Annotated in this window: 22 protein-coding genes; 11 read left to right on the forward strand and 11 right to left on the reverse strand. The window is 67.6% G+C overall.

Features of this window, described 5'->3' with window-relative positions; genetic code table 11:
• Positions 1–63 precede the first annotated feature (63 nt).
• Both pdxR and A7W11_RS08220 read left to right on the forward strand, forming a co-directional pair.
• The gene (pdxR, locus tag A7W11_RS08215; RefSeq protein WP_066410535.1) at positions 64–1,503 is read left to right on the forward strand and encodes a MocR-like pyridoxine biosynthesis transcription factor PdxR; all 1,440 of its coding nucleotides are present in this window, start codon (positions 64–66) and stop codon (positions 1,501–1,503) included.
• Between the two features lie 121 nt (positions 1,504–1,624).
• Positions 1,625–2,083, forward strand: coding sequence for a carboxymuconolactone decarboxylase family protein (locus A7W11_RS08220; RefSeq protein ID WP_066124017.1), 459 nt, complete (start codon positions 1,625–1,627; stop codon positions 2,081–2,083).
• Between the two features lie 4 nt (positions 2,084–2,087).
• Here the strand turns inward: A7W11_RS08220 and A7W11_RS08225 are convergent, their stop codons facing one another.
• Positions 2,088–3,095 carry a zinc-binding alcohol dehydrogenase family protein gene (locus A7W11_RS08225; RefSeq protein ID WP_066410536.1) on the reverse strand — a complete coding sequence of 336 codons (1,008 nt, stop codon included), beginning with the start codon at positions 3,093–3,095 and terminating at the stop codon, positions 2,088–2,090.
• A 108-nt stretch (positions 3,096–3,203) separates the two neighbouring features.
• Here A7W11_RS08225 and A7W11_RS08230 point away from each other — a divergent pair, with 108 nt between their 5' ends.
• The 3 genes from A7W11_RS08230 (at position 3,204) to A7W11_RS08240 (ending at position 5,632) form a co-directional block, all read left to right on the forward strand.
• Positions 3,204–4,127: a LysR family transcriptional regulator gene (locus A7W11_RS08230; protein ID WP_066410537.1), complete on the forward strand. Its 924-nt coding sequence runs from the start codon at positions 3,204–3,206 to the stop codon at positions 4,125–4,127.
• 120 nt (positions 4,128–4,247) lie between these two features.
• Positions 4,248–5,087, forward strand: coding sequence for a class II glutamine amidotransferase (locus A7W11_RS08235; protein WP_066410538.1), 840 nt, complete (start codon positions 4,248–4,250; stop codon positions 5,085–5,087).
• Between the two features lie 68 nt (positions 5,088–5,155).
• On the forward strand, positions 5,156–5,632 hold the full coding sequence (locus tag A7W11_RS08240; RefSeq protein ID WP_066410539.1) for a thioesterase family protein: 477 nt from the start codon (positions 5,156–5,158) through the stop codon (positions 5,630–5,632).
• 73 nt (positions 5,633–5,705) lie between these two features.
• On the opposite strand, the gene A7W11_RS08245 is transcribed toward A7W11_RS08240, so the two are convergent.
• The 5 genes from A7W11_RS08245 to A7W11_RS08265 all read right to left on the reverse strand — a co-directional run bounded on the left by A7W11_RS08245 (position 5,706) and on the right by A7W11_RS08265 (position 9,440).
• Positions 5,706–6,125, reverse strand: coding sequence for a DUF4168 domain-containing protein (locus A7W11_RS08245; RefSeq protein WP_066410540.1), 420 nt, complete (start codon positions 6,123–6,125; stop codon positions 5,706–5,708).
• Between the two features lie 308 nt (positions 6,126–6,433).
• Complete coding sequence (locus A7W11_RS08250) at positions 6,434–6,937, reverse strand: 2OG-Fe(II) oxygenase (RefSeq protein WP_066410541.1); 504 nt, start codon at positions 6,935–6,937, stop codon at positions 6,434–6,436.
• Complete coding sequence (gene ada, locus A7W11_RS08255; protein WP_066410542.1) at positions 6,934–8,007, reverse strand: bifunctional DNA-binding transcriptional regulator/O6-methylguanine-DNA methyltransferase Ada; 1,074 nt, start codon at positions 8,005–8,007, stop codon at positions 6,934–6,936. The genes A7W11_RS08250 and ada overlap by 4 nt, the downstream gene beginning before the upstream one ends.
• 87 nt (positions 8,008–8,094) lie before the next feature.
• A complete protein-coding gene (gene alkB, locus A7W11_RS08260) occupies positions 8,095–8,745 on the reverse strand; it encodes a DNA oxidative demethylase AlkB (RefSeq protein WP_066410543.1) in 651 nt (216 codons plus the stop codon).
• 2 nt (positions 8,746–8,747) lie between these two features.
• A complete protein-coding gene (locus A7W11_RS08265) occupies positions 8,748–9,440 on the reverse strand; it encodes a 2OG-Fe(II) oxygenase (protein ID WP_066410544.1) in 693 nt (230 codons plus the stop codon).
• Positions 9,441–9,555: 115 nt separating this feature from the next.
• On the opposite strand from A7W11_RS08265, the gene vapB reads away from it, so the two are divergent.
• Positions 9,556–9,789: a type II toxin-antitoxin system VapB family antitoxin gene (gene vapB / locus A7W11_RS08270; protein WP_066123989.1), complete on the forward strand. Its 234-nt coding sequence runs from the start codon at positions 9,556–9,558 to the stop codon at positions 9,787–9,789.
• A gap of 95 nt (positions 9,790–9,884) precedes the next feature.
• Positions 9,885–10,286 (forward strand): type II toxin-antitoxin system tRNA(fMet)-specific endonuclease VapC, encoded by a 402-nt coding sequence (gene vapC / locus A7W11_RS08275; RefSeq protein ID WP_066410545.1) that lies wholly within the window; start codon positions 9,885–9,887, stop codon positions 10,284–10,286.
• Positions 10,287–10,296: 10 nt separating this feature from the next.
• On the opposite strand, the gene A7W11_RS08280 is transcribed toward vapC, so the two are convergent.
• The 5 genes from A7W11_RS08280 to A7W11_RS08300 form a co-directional block, all read right to left on the reverse strand.
• Positions 10,297–11,091: a heme ABC transporter ATP-binding protein gene (locus A7W11_RS08280; protein WP_066410546.1), complete on the reverse strand. Its 795-nt coding sequence runs from the start codon at positions 11,089–11,091 to the stop codon at positions 10,297–10,299.
• Positions 11,091–12,038 carry a FecCD family ABC transporter permease gene (locus A7W11_RS08285; RefSeq protein ID WP_066413655.1) on the reverse strand — a complete coding sequence of 316 codons (948 nt, stop codon included), beginning with the start codon at positions 12,036–12,038 and terminating at the stop codon, positions 11,091–11,093. Before A7W11_RS08285 ends, A7W11_RS08280 begins: the two co-directional genes overlap by 1 nt.
• A gap of 43 nt (positions 12,039–12,081) precedes the next feature.
• Positions 12,082–12,927 (reverse strand): heme/hemin ABC transporter substrate-binding protein, encoded by an 846-nt coding sequence (locus A7W11_RS08290; RefSeq protein ID WP_066413653.1) that lies wholly within the window; start codon positions 12,925–12,927, stop codon positions 12,082–12,084.
• 17 nt (positions 12,928–12,944) lie between these two features.
• On the reverse strand, positions 12,945–13,991 hold the full coding sequence (locus A7W11_RS08295; protein ID WP_066410547.1) for a hemin-degrading factor: 1,047 nt from the start codon (positions 13,989–13,991) through the stop codon (positions 12,945–12,947).
• Between the two features lie 120 nt (positions 13,992–14,111).
• Entirely contained in the window at positions 14,112–14,618 is a 507-nt protein-coding gene (locus tag A7W11_RS08300) for an acyl-CoA thioesterase (protein WP_066410548.1), read from the reverse strand.
• A 205-nt stretch (positions 14,619–14,823) separates the two neighbouring features.
• Here A7W11_RS08300 and fdnG point away from each other — a divergent pair, with 205 nt between their 5' ends.
• The 4 genes from fdnG (at position 14,824) to fdhE (ending at position 20,715) form a co-directional block, all read left to right on the forward strand.
• Positions 14,824–17,901 carry a formate dehydrogenase-N subunit alpha gene (gene fdnG / locus A7W11_RS08310; protein WP_156523031.1) on the forward strand — a complete coding sequence of 1,026 codons (3,078 nt, stop codon included), beginning with the start codon at positions 14,824–14,826 and terminating at the stop codon, positions 17,899–17,901.
• Between the two features lies 1 nt (position 17,902).
• Positions 17,903–18,802: a formate dehydrogenase subunit beta gene (gene fdxH / locus A7W11_RS08315; RefSeq protein WP_066410551.1), complete on the forward strand. Its 900-nt coding sequence runs from the start codon at positions 17,903–17,905 to the stop codon at positions 18,800–18,802.
• Positions 18,795–19,460 carry a formate dehydrogenase subunit gamma gene (locus A7W11_RS08320; RefSeq protein ID WP_066410552.1) on the forward strand — a complete coding sequence of 222 codons (666 nt, stop codon included), beginning with the start codon at positions 18,795–18,797 and terminating at the stop codon, positions 19,458–19,460. The genes fdxH and A7W11_RS08320 overlap by 8 nt, the downstream gene beginning before the upstream one ends.
• 295 nt (positions 19,461–19,755) lie before the next feature.
• Positions 19,756–20,715, forward strand: coding sequence for a formate dehydrogenase accessory protein FdhE (gene fdhE, locus A7W11_RS08325; RefSeq protein WP_066410553.1), 960 nt, complete (start codon positions 19,756–19,758; stop codon positions 20,713–20,715).
• The last annotated feature ends 3 nt before the right edge of the window (positions 20,716–20,718 follow it).

A 20,718-nucleotide genomic window follows, 5' to 3' on the forward strand; every position in this document is an offset into this window, starting at 1 on the left:
ACGTCATGCTAGGCGCGGGATGCCATAATAAGAAGAGCCAAGAATTGATTGGATGACTGGGCCATGATTTCGCTGCCTTTTGGCGGGTTGCCGCCGCTGGACCCCGACGGCGCCGAGCCCCTGTACCGGCAGATCTATGCGCGTTTCCGCCACGCGATCGCAGCGGGCCTGCTGGAGTCCGGCCAACGCATCCCCTCGGCGCGCGCCCTGGCGGCCGAGCTGGGGCTGGCGCGGGGCACCATCGAAACCGCCTATGGCCTGCTGTCTGCCGAGGGCTACATCCTGGCGCGCGGGCAGGCGGGCACGGTGGTGGCGCCCGACTTGAAGGCGCGGGCGCCGGTGGCCGCCGAGCCGTCCGCATCCGCACCTGCGCCCACGGCACAGAGTCTGTCCCTGACGCTGGAGTCGGTGCCCGGCATCATCCCGCCGTTCCAGATGGGCGTGCCGGCCCTGGACGCCTTTCCGCGCAAGATCTGGGCCCGGCTGGGCGCGCGCGCCGTGCGCGCCATGCAGGCGGGCGACATGATCTACCCGCCCCTGGCCGGCCTGCCGGCGCTGCGCACGGCCATCGCGGCCTATCTTCAAGTCGCGCGCGGCATTGCCTGCGCGCCGCATCAGGTGTTCGTCACCGGCGGCTATCGCTACACGCTGGACCTGATCGCGCGCACGCTGTTCCAGACAGGCGACCGCATATGGGTCGAAGACCCCTGCTTTCCGCCGACGCTCGACGTGCTGCGGCAGGGCGGGTTGCAGGCGCATGCCGTGCCGGTGGATGCCGACGGCATGAATGTGGCGCGCGGCATCGAGACCGCGCCGCGGGCGCGCGGCGTGGTGGTGACGCCGGCGCACCAGAGCCCCCTGTCCGTTTCCTTGTCGTTGCCGCGCCGGCAGGCGCTGCTGGATTGGGCGGCGCGCGAATCCGCCTGGATCGTCGAGGACGACTACGACGGCGAATACCGCTACGTCAGCCGGCCGCTGCCTGCGCTCAAGAGCCTGGACCGCGATGGCCGCGTGCTGTATGCCGGCACCTTCAGCAAGGTGCTGTTTCCCGCGCTGCGGCTGGCGTACCTGGTGGTGCCGCAGGCCGAGGCGGCGCGCTTCGAGCAGGTCAGCCGCGCGGTCACGGGCGGCAGTCCCGCACTTACCCAGGAAACCGTCGCCGCCTTCATCGAGCAAGGGCATTTCGCCCGCCACATCCAGCGCATGCGCAAGCTGTACGGCGAGCGCCGCCAGATCGCGGCGGAAGCGCTCGAGCACGTGTTGCAGCCTCGGGCGCGCATCGAGTCCCAGCCCGGCGGCATGCACCTGATCCTGCGCCTGGGCAAGGGCATCGGCGACCGCGAACTGGCCATGCGCCTACGGGAACAGGGAATGTATGCGAATGCACTGTCGGATTGGGCCATCGAGTCGCCGGTCGAACCCGGCCTGCTGCTGGGCTTCACCAACATCGCCACGCAGGCGGAGGCGCAGCGGCTGGGGCGGCGCATATCGGCGCTGATGTAGTGCCCGAGTCGCCGATCATGGCCTAGTCGACAAATCGTTTCTTGGCTCTGGTCGCATGGCATGCGGTGGCGCAACATGCGTCCTGTCGCTTATGCATCCTTCCTCGCACAGGAGTCCCGCCATGACCCAACGTATCGACGCCGCCAAGGCCGCCCCCAAGGGCTATCAATCCTTTCTTCCGGCGCTCACCTACTTCCAGGATTGCAGCCTGCCCATCGAGCTGATCGATCTGGCCTACTTGCGCGTGTCGCAGATCAACGGCTGCGCGTATTGCATCGACAAGCACTCGGCCGACTTGATGAAGCGCGGCATGCCGGTGTCCAAGCTGCTGCTGGTGCCGGTGTGGCACGAGGCCCAGGCGCTGTTCAGCGAGCAGGAACGCGCCGCGCTGGCCTGGTCCGAATCGCTGACGCGCCTGGAGCAGACCGGCGCGCCCGACGAGGCCTACGAGCAGGCAGCCGCCGCGTTCAACGAACGCGAACTGGCCGACCTGTCGTACGCCATCGCGCTGATGAACGCGATGAACCGCATCGGCGTGGGCTTTCGCATGACGCCGGCCGCCGTCAAGCAGGCGGCCTGAGGCCTCAGAAGCCTTCCAGCACGATCTTGCCGCGCGCCTTGCCGCTTTCCTGCATGGCATGCGCGCGGCGCATGTTCTGGGCATTGATCGTGCCGTAGTGCTCGCCCATCGTGGTCTTGACCACGCCGCTGTCGACCAATGCGGCCACGCGTTCCAGGATGTCGTGCTGGCGCTGCATGTCCTCGGTCTCGAAGATCGAGCGGGTGAACATCAGTTCCCAGTGCAGCGAGGCCGACTTGCGCTTGAGCGGCAGGGCGTCCAGCGTGGCCGGGTCGTCGATCAGGGCGAAGTGGCCCTGTGGCGCCAGCGCCTCGACCAGTTGCACATAGTGCGAGTCGGTGTGGGTCAGGCTGGCGATGTAGTGCGCCGGACCCACGCCGAGTTGCTGCAGCTGCTCGGCCATGGGCTTGCCGTGGTCGATCACATGATGGGCGCCCAGTTCCTGCACCCACTGGCGCGTTTCGGCGCGCGAGGCGGTGCCGATCACCGTCAGCTGGGTCAGCTTGCGGGCCAGTTGCACCAGGATCGAACCTACGCCGCCGGCCGCGCCGACGATCAGCAGGTTCTTGCCGGCGCCGCCGTCCTCGGCCACGCCCAGGCGGTCGAACAGCAATTCCCAGGCGGTCAGCGAGGTCAGCGGCAGCGCGGCGGCCTGCGCGTCGGACAGGCTGGCCGGCTTGTGGCCGGCGATGCGCTCGTCCACCAGGCCGTATTCGGCGTGGTTGCCCGGACGCAGCAGCGAACCGGCGTAGTAGACCGTGTCGCCTTGCTTGAACAGCGTGACGTCGCTGCCCACCTGCTCGACCGTGCCCACGGCATCCCAGCCCAGCACCCGGGCGCCGTCGGTGGCGAAGAAGGCGCGCACCTTGGTGTCGACCGGATTGACGGCCACGGCGCGCACGGCGACCAGCAGGTCGCGCGGGCCGGGGGTGGGCTTGGGCAGGTCGATCAGGTCCAGCGAACGGGGGTCTTCGAGGGGCAGGCCGTGCTGGGTGTAGGCGATGGCTTTCATGGCGGGTGTCCTGTGAGGGTATGCGGTCGGTACGGATGCCATCTTGCGCCGCTGTCAGCTATCCGGAAAGCGGTAAGATCGGCCAAGACTTTCACTGCAGGAGTGAAAATGATCCGCCTGGATGACCTGGCGCTGTTCGTGCGCTCGGCGGCGCTGGGCAGTTTCTCCAATGCCGCGCGCGAGGCGGATCTGCTGCCCGGCCAGGTCAGCGCGGCGGTGAAACGCCTGGAGCGCGAGCTGGACATCCGCCTGTTCGCGCGTTCCACCCGCAGCCTGCGCCTGACCGCCGAGGGGGAACGCTATCTGCCCTATGCCCAGGAAACCCTGGCCACGCTGGAGGCAGGCCGCGACCGGCTGCATGGCGATGGCGCCCGGCTGGGCGGCGTGCTGCAGGTGGCCGCGCCTTCCGACCTGGGCCGCAACGTGCTGCTGCCCTGGCTGACGACGTTTCGCCAGACGCATCCCGCGCTGACCTTGCGCCTGCACGTGTCCGATTCGATCGCCGACGTGTTCCGCGATCCCGTCGACGTGGCCATCCGTTATGGCCGCATGGAAGATGCCAGCTATATCGCGCTGCCGCTGGCGCCGGACAACCGGCGGGTGCTGGTGGCTTCGCCGGCGTATCTGCAACAGCATGGCTCTCCCCGGACGCTGGACGATCTGGCCGGCCATGACTGCCTGCCGTTCCAGATCGGCGGGCGGGTCTACGACAAATGGGTTTTTCCACAGCCTGCCGGCCCGCACCGGCTGGTGGCGGTGGGCGGACACCTGTATGCGGACGACGGCGAGGTGGTGCGGCGCTGGGCGCTGGCGGGCGAAGGCATCGCGTACAAATCCTGGCTGGACGTGGGCGACGACGTGCGCGCGGGCCGCCTGGAGGTGCTGCTGCCGCAGGTGCGCGGCGAGGCCACGCCGCTGGTGCTGGTGTGTCCCCATCGCAAGCAGTATTCGCCGGCGGTGCAGCAGTTGCAGCGCCTGCTGCATGCGCGATGTTCGGCGTTGACCGCGCAATTGCCGGAACCCGCGGCCTGACGGCGCGGTTCCATAATGCCGCGTCACGGATGCGCCGATCCGGCATGCGTCCGTTGCCGCGGCGTCGTATCGTTGGACAGGACGAACCGCGGCCGCGCGCCGCCCAGGAGAACCCCGATCATGTGCCGTTGGCTGGCTTACACCGGAAGTCCCTTGCAGCTGGAAAGCGTCATCTTCAAGGCCCAGCATTCGCTGATCGAACAGAGCCTGCACGCGCGCATGGCCACCACGACCACCAACGGCGACGGCTTCGGGCTGGGGTGGTACGGCCCGCGCGATCCGGTGCCGTTTCGCTACCGCAGCGTCCATCCCGCCTGGAACGACCGCAACCTGCACGAGGCCGCGCGCGCCATCTGGGCGCCGATGTTCGTGGCGCACGTGCGAGCCGCCACGGGAACGCCCGTGCAGGAGACCAACTGTCATCCCTTCCGCTTCGGCAAATGGCTGTTCGTGCACAACGGCGTCATCCGCGATTTCGCGCGGCTGCGGCGCGACCTGATCCTGAAGATCGCGCCGCAGTATTTCGGGTCGATGGAAGGCTCCACCGATTCGGAGGTGATGTTCCTGCTGGCGCTGACCTACGGGCTGGAAACGGACCCGCTGTGTGCGCTGGAACGCATGGCCGCGGTGGTGGAACAGGCCGGGGGCAGCCAGGGCGTGGCGCATCCGCTGACGATGACGGTGTGCGTGACGGACGGCCAGGCCTTGACCGCCGTGCGCTACTCCAGCGAGCGCGATTCGCGCTCGCTGTTCCATAATGCCTCGGTGCGCCATCTGCGCGAACTGTACCCGGACGATCCGCGTATCGCGGGCCTGGACGACAGCGCCTATCTGCTGCTGTCCGAGCCGCTGAGCGACAGGGTGGATGCGTGGCAGGAAGTGCCCGAGTCCACCGCCGTCGTCGTGTCGGACGGCGACCTGCGCACGGTGCCGTTCGTGCCGGCCTTGCCCCAGGGCTGATCCGCTTTTCACCGGTGATCGCTTCTTGGCGCGCCTGTGGCCGTTGCCCAATCTTCTACCGAGTCCTCATGACCAATCTGCCTTCCGCGACACTGAGCGTCGATCCTGCATGGATCGATTCCTATGGCCACATGAATTCCGCGCAATACGTCGGGGTGTTCGACCGCGTCGGCTATGAGCTGATGCAGCAGTTCGGCGTCGGCGCGGACTACACCAGGGCCACGCGTTGCGGCGTCTACACGATGAACATCCAGGTGGCCTACCTGCGCGAGGTGCTCGAGGGCGATCCGCTGATGTTGCGCGTGCGAGTGCTGGAGTCGGACGACAAGCGGCTGCTGACGCTGATGGAGCTGTGGCAGACGCGCGAGAACTATCTCGCCGCCACCATGGAGCAGTTGTCTTTGCACGTCAGCCTCGAGACGCGGCGAGCATTGCCGTTCACACCGGAACTGGCGGCACGGTTGGCGCAGATTGCCGCCGGCCATGCCGGCGAGTCCCTGCCGCCCGGATACCGCCGCATCCTGCCGTTGAAGCGGCCCGCGTAGAGCGGCCTGCGCAGGCGGTGGACAGGGCCACGCGTAAAAAACGCCCCGGCGGGGCGTATTGTCAGGCGATGCGTCAACGCATGCCACCGCCCGCCGGCGCGCCGCCTTGCTGCTGTTGCTGCACCATACTCATCACCTTTTGCTGCAGGTTCGGGTCCTGCTGGATCGCCTGGCTGATGCCGTTGAATTCGTCCACCGTCATGCCGTCCGCGTTCACGGTGCGCACCATCTTCTGGTCGGCTTCCTTCAGCAACTGCTGGCGGGAACCATCATCCGTGGCCGCCTGGACCTTGGGGCGATACTCGTCGGCCACCATGGCCACCTTCTGGGAGGCGCTGGCGAACTTCTGCAACTGCGCCTCCGAGGGTTGAACCGCTGCGGGTTGCTGCGGTTGCTGGCTGGGCGTCGCGCTGCTTTGCGCCATCGCGGGGGCGACAGTCAGGCCAGCGGCCAGGATGGCTGCCGACAGGAGTGCTTGCGAGGTTCGTTGCATGAGAGCTCCTTTCCGTTGCGTTGCTCGGCCTTCCATGGTCGCAAGCGAGACGGCCGGGTTCAAGTGTCCCGATGTTTGCGCATGTGTCGGCACGGCGCTTGCGGCGAACGCGCGCGCTCACCTGCAGAGGGCTTGGCGCGGCATGCGCGCTCCTTGCATTTCGGAACATCACCGAGCCGGAAGTGCTCTCGGGAAGCGGTATTCCGTTCGTGATGCGCACAAGCGTGTCGTAAGGCGATCGATTGCAGGGGCGATTGCGCCCGCGGATTTTCATTGTGAAGGCATCGGGATGGCCCGTGCGGCCAGGGCTACGCGAGCGGTGCGTTGGATGCGAAGACCCGTTGCGCGGCCCACCGCGTGCCGCTGCGCACCCGCGCCACGCCATGTCTCAGGGTGGCGCGATAGGAGCCATTCGTGCCTTGCACGGCACGCGAGCCAACCCGCATCAGCAAGGCATCTCCCTGCTTCAATGCATGCGCCATCGGCCGGGATTGCAGCCGCGGACGCTGCTCGGTCATCACGCACTCACCGCCCGAGAACGCGCTGGCCTCGGACAGCAGCACCGTCAACACCAGTACGCAACCCTCGTCCGGCGCTTCCTCGCAGGCCAGCGGTTCGAATTGCTCCGCTTCGAGGCAGGTGATGCGATAGCGCGCATCCGCGCCATGGCGAAGCAGATCGCATTGCGAGGCATCGAACAGGCGCGGCAGCACGGCATGGCCATCCGCTTCCAGCCTGGCGCGCAGGATGGCCAGGTCGTGCCCGCGCAGGATGGCCAGGTCGTGCCCGCGCAGCAACTCGGCCAGCGTCATGCCGGTTCCTCGCGTTCCAGCAGTTCGCGCTTGCGGTCCACGCCCCAGCGATAGCCGGACAGCGCGCCATCGCTGCGCACCACGCGATGGCAGGGAATCGCCACGGCGATGCGGTTGCCTGCGCACGCCTGCGCCACGGCGCGCACCGCCGAGGGCTGTCCGATGCGTTGTGCGATTTCGGCATAGGTGGCCGTGCGGCCCGGCGGGATCTCGCGCAGCGCCTGCCAGACGCGCTCCTGGAAGGCCGTGCCGCGCACGTCCAGCGGCAGGTTCAGGCCCAACGCCGGCGCTTCGACCAGGCCGACGACCTGCGCCACCACCTGCTCGAAATCCGCGTCGCCGCCGATCAGGCTGGCCTTGGGGAACTGGTCCTGCAGTTCGCGGACCAGCGCATCGGGGTCATCGCCCAGCAGGATCGCGCAGACGCCGCGCGCGCTCTGCGCCACCACGATCGCGCCCAGGCTGGATTGCGCCACGGCGAAGCGGATTTCGCTGTTGTTGCCGCCATCGCGGTAATCGCTGGGCCGCATGCCCAGCAGGCGGTCGGCGCGCTCGTAGAAGCGGCTGTTCGAATTGAAGCCGGCCTCGTAGATGGCGTCGGTGATACGGGTCTTGGATGTGCCCAATTGCAGGCGCATGCGCCGTCCCACGTGGGCGGCGGCGTAAGCCTTGGGGGTCAGCCCCGTCTCGGCCTTGAATACGCGGTGGAAGTGATAGGGGCTCATGCCCGCGCGCGCCGCCAGCTCCTGCAGCGTGGGGGTGTGCTCGGCCTGCTCGATGTAGCGGCAACTGTCGGCCACCAGCGTGGCGTGCCGGGCGGCGGCTTCGGTGCGGTCGGGCGCCGCGCGGCGGCTGGGGCGATAGCCCGCGGCTTCGGCGGCTTCGGCCGAATCGAAGAACACCACGTTCTCCGGCCGGGGCAGCCGCGCCGCGCTGCTGGGCCGGGCGTAGACGCCAGTGGTCTTCACGGCGTAGACGAAGCACGGATCCGCGGCGGGGTCCCGCGCGCGCACCGCGGCCCAGCGGGGGTCTCGTTCAACAATCTGGGCGGCGTCAGGGCGGCGGGGCATGGTGCGGTGGAGGATGACCGGGTGGAAATACTGTAGTCCGGCGGACAGGCCGCGGCGCTCCGGAGCTTGCGGTTGAATTCGGCGCCGTCAGCCGGCGCGGCGAAACGTCAGATTGATGCGCAGCCGGCCCAAGGCGGGATGCTCCGCTTCCTTTACCGGTTGCACGCCGTGAAAGCGCAGGCGATCCACGCCCCCCCACACCACCACGTCGCCGTGGAACAGCGGCACCTTCTGCGTGGCGTCTTCGCGTTTGAACCCGCCGAACAGGAACACGGCCGGAATGCCCAGCGAGACGGACACGATGGGATGCCCCAGGTCGTGTTCGTCACGATCCTGGTGCAGCGACAGCCGCGTGCCGGGTGCATAGCGGTTGACCAGGCAGGCGTCGGGCGCGAAGTCCGGATGGCCGGCCTCGGCCGCGGCGGATCGCGCCAGTTCCAGGAAGACGTCCGGCATGGGCGGCCAGGGTTCACCGGTGGCGGGATCGCGGGCGGTGTACCGGTAGCCTTCGCGGCTGGAGGTCCAGCCCAGTGTGCCGCAATTGCTCATCGCGATCGACATGATGCGTCCGCCGGGGGTGACCAGCTGCTTCGCCGGCGCCGCCCGCTGGATGTCCTGCAAGGCGGGCAGCAGGCGCGGCACGTCGCGCAGCGCATGGCCGCGCAGCACGCAGGCCTGCGGGCCCAGGGGCTCGCGATGACCGGGTTGCGGAGAGTCGAACCAGTCGTCGAACAGCATGGTCAGCGCGCGTCGTGAAAGATGATGCCCAGCGTATGGCGGTTGCCCGAATGCAGCCGGCTGACGCCGTGGCGCATCAGGGCGCGGCGGCTGCCGCGCGCGCCCGGCACGGGGCGGTGATGCACGGCGAACGCCACGCCGTCGCCCTGGTTCAGCGGCACGACCTCGGCGCGGGCAGGTTGGCCGGCAATCTGCTCGGTCAACATGAATTCGCCGCCGTCGAAGTCTCGGCCGGGCTGGGACAGCAGGATGGCGACCTGAAGCGGAAACACCCAGTCGCCGTACAGGTCTTGATGCAGGCAATTGTAGTCACCGGGTCCGTAACGCAGGATCAGCGGGGTGGGTCTTTGCTGGCCCGCGTCGTGGCAACCCCGCAGGTACTCGGCGTGGGTGTCGGGGTAGCGGGTGTCAAGCCGAAGCTGCGCGTTCCATCGGTTGGCGATGGGCGCCAGCAGCGGATACAGGGCCTGCCGCAATGCCGCGACCGGTTCGGGCAGGGGATAGGCGTAATAGCGGTACTCGCCGCTGCCGAAGCCGTGGCGCTTCATCACTATGCGCGAGCGGTATAGGGCGTCTTCGTCGTAGCGCGCGGCCAGGACCTGGCAGGTGGCGGCATCGAGCAGGCCCGGAATCAGCGCGTGGCCGTGCCGGTCCAGCGTGTCGGGCAGATTGGCGGGGATGGCGGAAATGTCCATGCGGACCAGTCTAGCGCCAGGCAAGAAAGGCACACTCCGGGACTTGCGGTCGAAGTCTTCACCCTTGGTTCAAAGAGGTATATGATGAATGTATATAGCAACTGCGGAGGTGCGTATGAATACGGGTTCCATCTTCACCAACAATCGCACCCAGGCGGTTCGCCTGCCGGCCGAGACCCGGTTTCCAGACCATGTGAAGCGCGTAGAGGTGCGTGTCGTCGGCCACGAGCGCGTATTGACGCCGCTCGACTCGGCCTGGGACAGCTTCTTCCTCGGTGGCGCCAGCGTGACCGACGACTTCATGCAGACGCGGGCGTCTCAGGAGCAGCCCGCTCGCGAGCCTTTTTAAATCTGAAGGTCCCGGGTGCCGGACCACGCGGGGTCGGCTTGCCAGCGGATGCCACGGAGATCCAGGGCGGCCCGGTGGTCCCTGGGGACTATCCGATGTTGAAGTACCTGCTCGATACCAATATCGTGATCTACGTGATCAAACGGCGTCCGGCGGCCGCGCTGGCAGCGTTCAACCAGCACCACGGTCGGATGGCTATCTCCACGGTCACGCTGGCCGAACTGATGCATGGCGCGGAAAAGAGCGCTGCGCCGGCACGCAATCTGCAAAGCGTCGAAGACTTCTGCAGCCGGCTCGCGGTGCTGCCTTACGACGACCGCGCGGCGGCGCACTATGGAAGCATCCGCGCCGCGCTGGAGTGCGCGGGCCAGCCTATCGGCGTCAACGACATGCATATCGCCGGCCACGCCCGCAGCGCGGGCCTGGCGCTGGTGACGAACAACGAGCGCGAGTTCCAACGCGTGCCGGGCCTGCTGGTGGAAAACTGGGCGTTCTGAACGCTGCGGCTCAATCGTCCCGCGGCAACACCAGCAACTTCCCCGCCAGCTTCGGATGCGGCAATACGTCCGCATCGATGTCGTACACCCGGCGCAGCAGTTCGGACGTCAGCACTTGGGCGGGTTCGCCTTCCGCCGCCGCCTTGCCATCGGCCAGCATCACCAGGCGGTCGCACCAGCGCGCCGCCAGGTTGATGTCGTGCACGATCACCAGCACGCCCAATCCCTCTTCGTGCGCCAGCCGCCAGGCGGTGCGCAGCAGCTCGATCTGGTGCTTGGGATCCAGGCTGGAGATCGGCTCGTCCAGCAGCAGATAGGGCGGCACGCCCTCTTGCGCGGCGGCGCGGCATTGCGCCAGCACCCGCGCGAACTGCACGCGCTGCTGTTCGCCGCCCGACAGCTCGGGATAGCGCCGCGCGGCCAGGTGCGCCACGCCCGCCTGCGCCAGTGCCGCGCCGATCAGGCCGTCAACGACGTCCGGCGACAGTTCGGGAAACGGATAGGCGCCCATCGACACCACGTCGCGCACGCCCAGGTCGAAGGTCAGCGAAGGCTTCTGCGGCAGCACCGCGCGGCGCCGCGCCTGCTTGCGCGCGGGCACGGCCAGCACGTCGGCGCCATCCAGCAGCACGCGGCCGCTGTTAGGGCGCAGTTCGCCGGCCAGCGTGGCCAGCAGCGTGGACTTGCCCGCGCCGTTGGCGCCCAGCAGGCCCAGCACGCTGCCCGGCCGGATGCTGAGCGACACGCCCGTCAGCACGGCGGCGGCGCCGCGTGTCACGGCGATGTTGTCGGCTTGCAGCGTCATCAGAATCTGCGTCCTCGCGCCAGCAGCCACAGGAAGAACGGTCCGCCGACCAGGCTGGTGACCAGGCCGATGGGCAGCTCGGCGGGGATGACGGCCACGCGCGCCAGCCAGTCGGCCAGCACCAGCGACAGCGCGCCGGCCAGCAGCGATGCGGGCAGCAGGCGGCGATGGTCGGCCCCCAGCGTCATGCGCACCAGATGGGGCACGACCAGGCCCACGAAACCGATGCCGCCGGTGGCGGCCACCAGCGGACCGACGATCAGGGCCGTCGCCACGATCAGCTTGCGGCGCACGGCGGTCAGCGCGTAGCCCAGGTGGCCCGCCTCGCGCTCGCCCAGCAGCAGCGCGTTCATCACGCGCCATTGCGTCAGCAGCCACAGTGAACATATCAGCGTCCACGGTCCCAGGAAGGCCAGCAGCCGCCAGTTGGCGCCCGCCAGGCTGCCCATGCTCCAGAAGGTCAGGTCGCGCAGCTGGCTGTCCGAGGCCATGTAGGTCAGCAGTCCGATCAGGCTGCCCGCCACGGTGTTGATGGCCACGCCCGCCAGCAGCAGGCCGGCCACGCCGGGCGCGCGCCGGCCCACCAGATAGGCGCAGGCCGTGGCGACGAGGCTGCCCGCGAAGGCGGCGGGCGCGATGATGGCGTAGCCGCCACGGGTCAGCACGATGGCGGCCACCGCGCCCAGGGCGCCGCCGGCCGAGATGCCGACCAGGCCGGGTTCGGCCAGGGGGTTGCGGAACAGGGCCTGCAGCGCGGCGCCGCACAGCGCCAGGCCGGCGCCGGCCACCATGGCGAACAGCACGCGGGGCAGGCGGATGTCGATCAGGACGTTGCGCCACAAGGCGTCGTCGGGCTGCGAGGCGCCCGACCACAGCAGCCGCAAGGCATCGGCGGGCGGGATGCGCACCGCCCCGCTGGCCGCGGCCAGCAGCGCCGCCACGAGCAGCGCGACGGCCAGCCCCAGCAGGGCCGCGTCGGCCCGCCGCCCGCTAGGCGGGCGTGCGGCGTGCGCCTTGGCCTGCGACACAGTCGGTCTCTTTCAGTTGGCGGACGGCTTCGGGCAGGCGCGGGCCGGTGCCCAGCGCCAGCAGGTCGTCCATGACCACGATGCACGAGGCGGCCGGCGTGCCGGCCAGGCCGGGCAGGGCGCGCAGCTTTTCCAGGCCGCCGGAGGCCGCCAGCGAGGCGCTGGTCACCACCAGCACCTGCGGCGCCAGCGCGCTGAAGGCTTCGGCCGACAGGGGCTTGTAGCCCTGCTGGCCGTGCAGCACGTTGCGCAGGCCGGCCAGCTCCAGCAGCAGGCCGGCGGCCGTGCCGTCCCCGGCGCCTTGCGGCGTGCCGGTGCGGTTCATGATGAGCAGGGCGCGGGCATCCGGGCCGGGCAGGGCCTGCGCGGCCTTCAGGTCCCGGTCGACGGAGGCGGCCAGTTGCCTGCCGGCCGCCTCGGCGCCCAGCAGCCTGGCGATCTGTTCGATACGGGTGTGCAGCGACTGCACCGAGGGTTTGTCGGAGACCACTTCGACAGGCACGCCCACGCTGGACAGGCGCTCGATGGCATCGGGCGGGCCGGCCTGCTCCGAGGCCAGGATCAGGTCCGGCTTCAGGGCCAGCACGCCCTCGACCGGCACGGCGCGGTAATAGCCCACGCGCGGCACCTTGGTGGCGGCCTCGGGATACAGGCTGGACAGATCGTCGCCCACCACCCGCTCGCCCTGGCCCAGGGCGTAGACGATCTCGGTCACGCTGCCGCCCAGGGAGACCACGCGCTCTTGCGCCTGGGCCTGCGCGGACCACGCCAGGCAGGCGCCCAACAGCAGGGTCGTCGCTTTGTACATCATGATGTTGTCCTCGTTCAGGCGGCCAGCGGCTGGCTGCACAGGCCTTTCAGCAGGTCGCGCCAGCCGCCCAGTTCGGGCTGGCCGGGTTTGCGCGCGCCGAAGAACTGCACGATCAGGTCGCCGTTGGCGGCATACAGTTCCAGCGAAGTGACCCAGCCGTCGCGGGTGGGCTTGGCCACGACCCAGGCGCTGTCGATCGCGGTGGTGTCCAGGTGCAGGTTGAAGCGCGGATCCAGCACGTTGAACCACGGGCCGGTGCGGCGCAGGTTGGCCACCGGGCCGGAATGGATCTGGATCATGCCGCGGTTGCCCACGAAGCACATGATGGGCAGTTCGGATTCGGCAGCGCCCTGCAGCATGCGCTCGACGGCGTCGGCGTCCACCGGTTGCGCCAGGTCCGTGCCGGCCACGCGCAGCGCGTCCAGCCGGGCGGCCTTGAACTTGCGCAGCAGGGGGAAGAATTCGTGGGTGTCTTCCATCGCCAGCCAGGCCTGGCGGAAGCTGGCCGGGTCGGCGATGGGTGTGGGCGCCTCGGCGGCGGGATAGGCTTCGGGCTCGGGCCAGTAAGGCTCGGCGGCCAGCCTGGCCACCAGTGCATCGTACGCGGCGGCCTCGGTGCCATCGGTGCGATAGACCTTGTGCACGGCCTGGCCCGCCATGTCGAAGAATTGCAGGCTGTGGCGGCCGTCCTGCTCGACCGCCCAGGCATGGCGCCATTGGCCGAAGAACACGCGCAGGTCGATGTCGGGTCCCAGCACCAGGCCGACCGGGCCTTCGGCCTGGATGTCTTCGTAGCGGCCGTGGCGCTCGTGCACGCACCAGTCGTTGCGCGTCAGGGCCATCACCTCGCCCAGCGATCCCAGTTCCTTGAAAATGGCTTGCGGCGTACCGGCCAGCGGCACGGCGCGCAGGCCGCCGCATTGGGCCGCGACCCATTCGGCTTCGGACACGCCGAGCGCCCTGGCCAGGTTGCGCGCCCGCGCGGCCGGCCCGGTGGCGGCCAGCGCCTCATGGCGGGTGCGCAGCTCGGCGGCGCGCGTGGCGTAGGTCGGGTCGGTCATGGCGTGGGCTCCTGGAGGCGGGGGCGCGAGAGCGCCGAGCCGGCGGCGATGAGGGAGGCCGGCACAAGCGAAACGATATCAGTTCTCAATGCGCTGTGCCGTCCCCATTATTAAGATTGATTAATGCAGCGGCGTCGAGTCCTGCACTTCCTGCTTGATCTCTTCGTGGCGCTTTTCCATTTCCTGGCGCAGGGAACGGCGTTGCTTGGCGCCCTCGAAGCGCTGGCGTTCTTCCAGCGTGCGTACCTGCAACGGCGGCACTTCGATGGGTTGGCCTTTGTCGTCCACGGCCACCATCGTGAAATAACAGCTGTTGGCGTGGCGCACGAGCTTCTTGCGGATGTCTTCGGTGACCACCTTGATGCCGATTTCCATCGAGGTGCGGCCGGTGTAATTGACCGAGGCCAGGAAGGTGACCAGTTCGCCGACGTGGATCGGCTGGCGGAACACCACCTGGTCGACGGACAGGGTGACGACGTAGTGGCCGGCGTACCGGCTGGCACAGGCGTAGGCCACCTGGTCCAGATATTTGAGAATGGTGCCGCCGTGCACATTGCCCGAGAAATTCGCCATGTCAGGCGTCATCAGGATGGTCATCGACAATTGGTGGCTGAATGCGTCGTCCATGGCAAAGCGTAGAGGCGTTGAAAACCGTAATGTAAGCGCACCGTGTGTCCGCCGTCGATGCACCGCAGCATGACTCGGATTGCGGGGCGTCCGGGGGCAGGCCTATACTGCCTCGAGTACCCGGGACGGTCGTCAGGTCTTTCGCGGCGCACAAGGCCTTAAAAGGATGCCGCCGTTCCATCCAACCACCTGAAGGGAGTGCGTCATGGTTGCCATGAATCGCCGGCAATTCTTCAAGGTGACAGGAGCGACGCTGGCGGGATCCAGCCTGGCATTGCTGGGGGTTGCTCCCGGCACGGCCATGGCAGAAGTCCGCCAGTACAAGCTGGCGCGCATGACCGAGACGCGCAATACCTGTCCTTACTGTTCGGTAGCCTGTGGGGTCCTGATGTATGGGCTGGGCGACAAGGCGAAGAACGCCGAAGCCAGCATCATCCACATCGAAGGGGATCCCGACCATCCCGTCAACCGTGGGACCCTCTGTCCCAAGGGCGCCTCGCTGATCGACTTCATCCACAGTCCGAATCGGCTCAAGTATCCCGAATACCGGGCGCCCGGCTCCGACAAGTGGCAACGCATCTCCTGGGATGACGCGATGACGCGCATCGCCAAGCTGATGAAGGACGATCGCGACGCCAACTTCGTCGAAAAGACCGCCGAAGGCAAGACCGTCAACCGCTGGATCACCACGGGCATGCTGGCGGCCTCGGCGGCCAGCAACGAAACCGCGTACGTCACGCACAAGGTTGCCCGCAGCTTCGGGATGCTCGCGTTCGACAACCAGGCACGTGTCTGACACGGCCCGACGGTGGCAGGTCTTGCCCCGACGTTTGGCCGTGGAGCGATGACGAACCATTGGGTCGACATCAAGAACGCGGACGTAGTCCTGATCATGGGCGGCAATGCCGCCGAGGCGCACCCCTGCGGGTTCAAGTGGGTGACCGAGGCCAAGGCCCACAACAAGGCGAAGCTGATCGTCGTGGATCCGCGCTTCACGCGCTCGGCATCCGTGGCGGACTACTACGCGCCCATCCGGACCGGCACCGACATCATTTTCCTGGGCGGGGTGATCCACTACCTGCTGGAAAACGACAAGGTGCAGCACGAGTACGTCCGCAACTACACGGACTTCTCGTTCATCGTCCGCGAAGACTTCGCCTTCCAGGACGGCCTGTACTCGGGCTACAACCCCGAGCGCCGCGTCTACGACAAGAGCACCTGGGACTACGAGAAGGGCGAGGACGGCTTCGTCCGTACCGATCCCACGCTGCAGCATCCGCGCTGCGTGTACCAACTGCTGAAGCAGCACTACTCGCGCTATACGCCCGAGATGGTGGAACGCGTCTGCGGCACGCCGAAGGACAAGTTCCAGCACGTCTGTGAAATGCTGGCCTCGACGGCCGGCACCGACCGCGCGGGCACCATCCTGTACGCACTGGGCTGGACGCAGCACTCGATCGGTTCGCAGATCATCCGCACCGGCGCCATGGTCCAGCTGCTGCTGGGCAACATCGGCATCGCCGGCGGCGGCATGAACGCGCTGCGCGGGCACTCGAACATCCAGGGCCTGACCGACCTGGGCCTGATGTCCAACCTGTTGCCGGGCTACATGACGCTGCCCGGCGAGGCCGAGCAGGAGTACGGCGCCTACATCGGCGCGCGCGCGCTCAAGCCGCTGCGTCCCAACCAGCTGAGCTACTGGCAGAACTACAACAAGTTCTTCGTCAGCATGATGAAGGCATGGTGGGGCGGCGCGGCCACGGCCGAGAACAACTGGGCCTACGACTACCTGCCCAAGCTGGACAAGCCGTACGACATGCTGCAGGTCTACGAGCTGATGAACCAGCAGAAGATGACGGGCTACATCTGCCAGGGCTTCAATCCCATTGCGGCGGCCCCGAACAAGGCCAAGCTGCTCAAGGGTTTCTCGAGCCTGAAGTTCCTGGTCATCATGGACCCGCTGAACACCGAGACCGCCGAGTTCTGGCGCAATGCCGGCGAACACAACGACGTGGATCCGTCCAAGATCCAGACCGAGGTGTTCCGCCTGCCCACGACCTGCTTTGCCGAGGAAGAGGGCGCGCTGGTCAACTCGGGCCGCTGGCTGCAGTGGCACTGGAAGGGCGCCGAGCCTCCAGCGGAAGCGCGCAGCGACATCGAGATCATGTCCGATCTCTTTTCGCGCGTGCGCGAGATGTACCGCAAGGAAGGCGGCAAGTTCCCGGATCCCATCGTGAACCTGTCGTGGCCCTACGCCAACCCGGAAAGCCCCACCGCCGCTGAACTGGCGATGGAGTACAGCGGCCGTGCGTTGACCGACCTGGTCGATCCGAAAGATCCGACCAAGGTCACGCGCAAGGCGGGCGAGCAGTTGTCGGGCTTCGCGGAACTGCGCGACGACGGCTCCACGCTCAGCGGCTGCTGGATCTTCTGTGGCGCGTGGACCCAGGCGGGCAACCAGATGGCGCGCCGCGACAACACCGATCCCACGGGCATCGGGCAGACGCTGAACTGGGCGTGGGCCTGGCCGGCCAACCGGCGCGTGCTGTACAACCGCGCGTCCTGCGACCTCGAAGGCAAGCCCTTCGATCCGCGCCGCAAGCTGGTGGCGTGGAACGGCAAGGGCTGGGGCGGCGCCGACGTTCCCGACTTCAAGGCGGACGAAAATCCGGCGGGCGGCATGAGCCCCTTCATCATGAACCCCGAAGGGGTGGCGCGCTTCTTCGCGCGCGCCGGCATGAACGAAGGCCCGTTCCCCGAGCACTACGAACCCTTCGAGACCCCGGTGGGCTACAACCCGCTGCATCCGAAGGCCAAGGGCGTCACCAGCAATCCGGCGGCGCGCGTGTTCAAGGGCGATCTGGAACAGATGGGCAAGGCGGACCAGTTCCCGTACGTGGCCACCACGTACCGGCTGACCGAGCACTTCCACTACTGGACCAAGAACGTGCTGCTCAACGCCATCGTGCAGCCGCAGCAGTTCGTCGAGATCGGCGAAGGGCTGGCCAAGGAGCTGGGCATCGCCAATGGCGCGTGGGTGAAAGTCTCGTCCAACCGTGGCTACATCAAGGCGGTGGCGCTGGTCACCAAGCGGATCAAGGTGCTGACGGTCGAGGGCAAGCCCGTGCACCACGTGGGGATTCCCATCCACTGGGGCTTCGTGGGCCTGACCAAGCCGGGCTTCCTGGCCAACACCCTCACCCCGTTCGTGGGCGATGGCAACAGCCAGACGCCGGAGTTCAAGTCCTTCCTCGTGAAGGTCGAGAAGGTACAGGAGGCCTGACATGTCGATGCAATCCCTGGACATCAAGCGGGTCTCCGCCACCACCACGCCGCCGCCGGGCGTGCGCGAGCCGTCCACCGGCGGCGTCGCCAAGCTGATCGACGTCTCCAAGTGCATCGGCTGCAAGGCCTGCCAGACGGCCTGCATGGAGTGGAACGACCTGCGTGACGAAGTCGGCACCAACGTCGGCGTCTACGACAACCCCGCCGACCTCACCGAGCACTCGTGGACGGTGATGCGGTTCTCGGAATACGAGAACCCGGCGGGTGACCTGGAGTGGCTGATCCGCAAGGACGGCTGCATGCACTGTGAGGACCCGGGCTGCCTGAAGGCCTGTCCCTCGCCGGGCGCCATCGTGCAGTACAACAACGGCATCGTGGATTTCCACGAAGAGAAGTGCATCGGGTGCGGCTACTGCGTTACCGGCTGCCCGTTCAATGTGCCGCGCATCTCCAAGAAGGACCACAAGGCGTACAAGTGCACCCTGTGTTCCGACCGCGTGGCCGTGGGCCAGGAGCCCGCGTGCGTGAAGACCTGTCCCACCGGCGCCATCGTGTTCGGCACCAAGGAGGACATGAAGCACCATGCGGAAGAACGGATCGAGGACCTGAAGTCGCGCGGCTTCGAGCATGCCGGGTTGTACGACCCGAAGGGCGTGGGCGGCACCCACGTGATGTACGTGCTGCATCACGCGGACAAGCCCAGCCTGTATCACGGGTTGCCCGACGAGCCGAAGATCAGCCCGATGGTGTCGTTGTGGAAGGGCATCGCCAAGCCGCTGGGCGTGGCCGCCATGGCCCTGACGGCGCTGGCCGGGTTCTTCCACTACATCCGCGTGGGCCCGAACGAGACCGAAGAGGAAGACGAGCGCAAGGCCGAAGAGGAGATGCGCCATGACTGACCATCATCGCAAGCTGATCCAGCGCTACGACGCCAACGAGCGAACCAACCACTGGATCACCGCCATCACCTTCGTGCTGCTGGCGCTGTCCGGGTTGGCGCTGTTCCATCCGGCGTTCTTCTGGCTGACCAACCTGTTCGGCGGCGGTCCGTGGACGCGCATCCTGCATCCCTTCGTGGGCGTGGTGATGTTCGTCTCGTTCATGCTGTTCGCGGTGCGGCTGTGGCGCGCCAACACCATCAAGCGCCACGACGTGCAATGGCTCAAGCAGATGCCCGACGTGCTGAACAACCGCGAAGACCGGCTGCCCGAAGTGGGCAAGTACAACGCCGGCCAGAAGCTGCTGTTCTACGTGCTGGTCCTCAGCATGATCGGGCTGCTGCTCAGCGGCATCGTGATGTGGCGGGCGTACTTCTCGTTCTACTTTTCCATCCCGGTGATCCGCGTGGCGTCCGTGGTGCACGCCGTGTGCGGTTTCGTGATGATCTGCTCGATCATCGTGCACATCTACGCCGCCATCTGGGTCAAGGGCTCGGTCGGCGCGATGGTGCGCGGCACGGTCACGCCCGGCTGGGCATGGAAGCATCACCGCCTGTGGTTCCGCGAGGTGCGCAAGGACATCCAGGGCTACGGCGACACGACGGCGCCGCCCAAGTAAGGCGGACAACATAAGGCGGACAACTGGGCCATTCCGCCCTGCACGCGGCCGCTTCCCTTGTCGGGGGCGGCCGTTGTTCTTGTGCGGTGCTTCCCAACCACCGAAGGCCGCAGTCACCGGGCTATGATGAGCAGGCGGGCCAGCCTTCCGCCCGCAAGGGGAACCGACGCTTCGTTTCCTCCGTTTGCGGGCCGTCAGTCGATGTCCATCCAGGCTCGATATCGGCCACATTTTTGCCGCCGAGCCCTGTCCTCCACGCGAGCGTGCAGGCGCGGTGGCTGTTCTGGAGAATGTTGTGCAGCGTATTCTTCCCCGTGGCGAGATCGAGGAGCTCGATCACAATGCCATCGTGCGTGTCCGCCTGCCCGAGCGCGCGACCGTGTTCGCCGCCCGCGCCGCGCGCCTGCGCCAGCTGGCCACCGACAATCCCGTTGCCGACTACCTGAGCCTGATGGCGGATCTGGTCGAGGCGCAGCAGGCCATGCTGGCCGACAGCAGTTTTCCCGGCGCCGATGCGGCCCGCATCGACCTGGCCCAGACGCACGGCATGCCGCCCCTGCAGGCGGTGGGTTGGCGGCGCGATCCCCAATGGACGGGCGTGCTGCGCCGTCTGGCGCAACGCCTGGAGGCACTGCCGGATGCGCCCACCGAGGCCGTCGAGGTCTGCCAGGGCCTGCGCCGCAAGCTCGAAGAAGCGCCTGAAGCCATCGAAGCCCTGGCGGATGCCTTGCTCGAAGAACGCGAAGAGGGTGTGGACAGCGCCGCCGCGCCCATCGTGATGGCGGCCCTGCAGGTGTACTGGACAGACCTGGCCAGCCGTTTCGATCCGGGCCAGTTGCCGGTGGCCAGCCCCTTCGGCGTGTGTCCGGTGTGCGGCAGCCTGCCCGTGGCCAGCGTGGTGCGCGTGGGCGGCCAGCTCGAAGGCTACCGTTATCTGTGCTGTTCGCTGTGTGCCAGCGAATGGCACATGGTGCGTGTGACGTGCACGCATTGCCAGGACACCGAGACGGTGGCCTATCACGCCATCGAAGGCCGTTCAGAGGCGATCCGCGCCGAGTCCTGCGACCACTGCCACACGTACCGCAAGATCTTCTATCAAGAGAAAGACCTGTACGTCGAGCCCGTGGCCGATGATCTGGCCAGCCTGGCGCTGGACGTGCTGATGGGCGAGGCCGGCTATTCGCGCGCCAGCGGCAATCCGCTGCTGTGGCACGGCTCGGAAGGATCGAGCGAATCCGAAGGCCCGGAGGACTGACAC

The organism is Bordetella ansorpii (assembly GCF_900078315.1).
GTDB classification, from domain to species: domain Bacteria; phylum Pseudomonadota; class Gammaproteobacteria; order Burkholderiales; family Burkholderiaceae_B; genus Bordetella; species Bordetella ansorpii.

Coding starts and splice junctions, on each gene's coding strand:
- pdxR (WP_066410535.1), top strand. CDS start 64: ATGATTTCGCTGCCTTTTGGCGGGTTGCCGCCGCTGGACCCCGACGGC.
- A7W11_RS08220 (WP_066124017.1), top strand. CDS start 1,625: ATGACCCAACGTATCGACGCCGCCAAGGCCGCCCCCAAGGGCTATCAA.
- A7W11_RS08225 (WP_066410536.1), bottom strand. CDS start 3,095: ATGAAAGCCATCGCCTACACCCAGCACGGCCTGCCCCTCGAAGACCCC.
- A7W11_RS08230 (WP_066410537.1), top strand. CDS start 3,204: ATGATCCGCCTGGATGACCTGGCGCTGTTCGTGCGCTCGGCGGCGCTG.
- A7W11_RS08235 (WP_066410538.1), top strand. CDS start 4,248: ATGTGCCGTTGGCTGGCTTACACCGGAAGTCCCTTGCAGCTGGAAAGC.
- A7W11_RS08240 (WP_066410539.1), top strand. CDS start 5,156: ATGACCAATCTGCCTTCCGCGACACTGAGCGTCGATCCTGCATGGATC.
- A7W11_RS08245 (WP_066410540.1), bottom strand. CDS start 6,125: ATGCAACGAACCTCGCAAGCACTCCTGTCGGCAGCCATCCTGGCCGCT.
- A7W11_RS08250 (WP_066410541.1), bottom strand. CDS start 6,937: ATGACGCTGGCCGAGTTGCTGCGCGGGCACGACCTGGCCATCCTGCGC.
- ada (WP_066410542.1), bottom strand. CDS start 8,007: ATGCCCCGCCGCCCTGACGCCGCCCAGATTGTTGAACGAGACCCCCGC.
- alkB (WP_066410543.1), bottom strand. CDS start 8,745: ATGCTGTTCGACGACTGGTTCGACTCTCCGCAACCCGGTCATCGCGAG.
- A7W11_RS08265 (WP_066410544.1), bottom strand. CDS start 9,440: ATGGACATTTCCGCCATCCCCGCCAATCTGCCCGACACGCTGGACCGG.
- vapB (WP_066123989.1), top strand. CDS start 9,556: ATGAATACGGGTTCCATCTTCACCAACAATCGCACCCAGGCGGTTCGC.
- vapC (WP_066410545.1), top strand. CDS start 9,885: ATGTTGAAGTACCTGCTCGATACCAATATCGTGATCTACGTGATCAAA.
- A7W11_RS08280 (WP_066410546.1), bottom strand. CDS start 11,091: ATGACGCTGCAAGCCGACAACATCGCCGTGACACGCGGCGCCGCCGCC.
- A7W11_RS08290 (WP_066413653.1), bottom strand. CDS start 12,927: ATGTACAAAGCGACGACCCTGCTGTTGGGCGCCTGCCTGGCGTGGTCC.
- A7W11_RS08295 (WP_066410547.1), bottom strand. CDS start 13,991: ATGACCGACCCGACCTACGCCACGCGCGCCGCCGAGCTGCGCACCCGC.
- A7W11_RS08300 (WP_066410548.1), bottom strand. CDS start 14,618: ATGGACGACGCATTCAGCCACCAATTGTCGATGACCATCCTGATGACG.
- fdxH (WP_066410551.1), top strand. CDS start 17,903: ATGTCGATGCAATCCCTGGACATCAAGCGGGTCTCCGCCACCACCACG.
- A7W11_RS08320 (WP_066410552.1), top strand. CDS start 18,795: ATGACTGACCATCATCGCAAGCTGATCCAGCGCTACGACGCCAACGAG.